Source organism: Frankia sp. AgKG'84/4, assembly GCF_023242965.2.
Taxonomy (GTDB): Bacteria; Actinomycetota; Actinomycetes; order Frankiales; family Frankiaceae; genus Frankia.
Genome location: NZ_JALKFU020000695.1, coordinates 1 through 569 on the forward strand (window position 1 = coordinate 1; position 569 = coordinate 569).

The 569-nt window shown below is 78.4% G+C and carries 1 protein-coding gene and 1 pseudogene; both read right to left on the bottom strand.

Translation table 11 applies throughout. The features are described 5' to 3' along the window. Nucleotides 1–205, bottom strand: a pseudogene (locus MXD58_RS24665) (hypothetical protein); the annotation flags it as partial. Further along, on the bottom strand, nt 202–569 hold a 368-nt coding region (locus tag MXD58_RS24670), incomplete at its 5' end, for a hypothetical protein (RefSeq protein WP_250610045.1). The pseudogene MXD58_RS24665 and the gene MXD58_RS24670, both read right to left, overlap by 4 nt.

Consider the following 569-nt stretch of genomic DNA (forward strand, 5'->3'; position numbering starts at 1 on the left):
TCGGTGCGGGGAGCGCGCGGGGCGAGATCGCCGCGGTGGCCCGCGGGTCGACTGGGTCGGGCCGTGGGCCCAGCGGCACGGCGGTCCTGGTGGGCAGGCGGACGGAGCCGGGCGAGCCCGAGGGGCCGGACGGAGCGGACGGGCCGGGCAGTGCGGGCAGGCCGGGGACGGCGGCGTGCACGGCCGGGGGGAGGGCGAGGGTCATGGGCGGTCCGGGTGGAGCGGTGCGCCCATCTGCGGGACGACCCACACCGGCTCCTCGGTGTGCGGGCCCAGCAGGTGGGCGAGGACCCGGTGCTGGGCCACCTCGTCGGCGACGGCGCCGACGGGGCTGGCCGCGAGGTGGCGCACCAGGTCCGGGTCGGGCAGCACGCCGTGCTGGTCGAGGTAGTAGGCGCAGGTGTCGGTCCAGATCCAGTGGCCATCGGTACGGAACGTCATCGGGACGACCTCGCCGCGGGCGGGGTCAACGACGTCGACCATCCGGCTCGGCGTTCCCAGCACGGGGATGCCGGCGTCGAGGCGGGCCAGCAGGTCGGCGCGGGCCGCCGGGTCGGCCAGCCGCGGCC